At 45.7% G+C, this 1,087-nt stretch carries 1 pseudogene; it reads left to right on the top strand.

Going from position 1 to position 1,087, the window contains the following annotated elements:
- Positions 1-72: 72 nt before the first annotated feature.
- A pseudogene (locus ACFSB2_RS26815) lies at positions 73-1,087 on the top strand (IS1182 family transposase); the annotation flags it as partial.

Genomic DNA, 1,087 nt, shown 5'->3' with positions numbered 1-1,087 from the left:
CTGTAAACAAAAAGAAATCGCCTTTTGGTAAAATGGAAGTGTCGAGCAACCATGTCCAAAGGGGCGATTTCTTTGTTTATTGAGTATAACATGGATCAGCTATACCTCCCAATGAATTTGGAGTTGGACATTCCCCCTAATCATATCTCTCGTGTGGTAAACACAGCCGTTACCCGCCTAGATGACGCCATCTTTGAAGTTGCTTACCCTGGCGGCGGTCGAGATAGCTACCATCCTAAAATGATGACAAAAATCGTGATTTATGCCTATACACAGCGGATTTACTCCTCCCGACAAATCGCTAAGGCTGTTCGAGAAAATGTACCGTTCATGTGGCTAGCGGGAAGACAAACGCCTGACTTCCGGACAATTAACAGATTTCGAACAGAACGCATGAAGGATGTTTTGGAAAAAATCTTCATCGGTGTACTCGAGCTGTTGGTTGAAGAGGGGTACGTCAAGCTGGAGAACTACTTTGTTGATGGCACAAAGATTGAAGCAAACGCGAACCGGTACACGTTTGTCTGGGGCAAAGCCGTCGCTAAGCATAAAGCTAGACTTCAGGAAAAGGTGAAGACACTTTTTGCTTCCATAGAGGAACTAGAACGACAAGAAGAACTCGAACACAGTGGCCATGACCTACTTGAGCTGGGCGAGTCCTCACAGTTGACCAGTGAGAAACTTGAACAGACTAGAGGTTCGACTACAAGAAGAGCCTAAGAACAAGCCCCTTCGGAGAACGGTACGCCAAATTCGGCGGGATCTTCTGCCTCGCCTACAAAAGTACGAATCACAACAGCAGACACTTGGTGACCGGAATAGTTTCAGCAAAACTGACCCCGATGCCACGTTTATGAGAATAAAAGAAGATCACATGAAAAATGGACAATTGAAACCTGGTTACAATGTTCAGGTCGGTACAGAGAACCAGTTTATTTTGGGCTATACCCTTCACCAACGTCCGACGGATACAAGATGCCTCATCCCACATTTGAAACACGTAAAAGAGTGTCTTGGCAAAATCCCAAAGACGATTGTGGCGGATGCAGGGTACGGTGGCGAAGAAAATTATGCGTATCTCGAGAAG

The organism is Alicyclobacillus fodiniaquatilis, from assembly GCF_042678105.1.
Lineage (GTDB): Bacteria > Bacillota > Bacilli > Alicyclobacillales > Alicyclobacillaceae > Alicyclobacillus > Alicyclobacillus fodiniaquatilis.
Note: the sequence above shows the minus strand (reverse complement) of the source record. Positions and strands in the feature narration are given on the sequence as shown.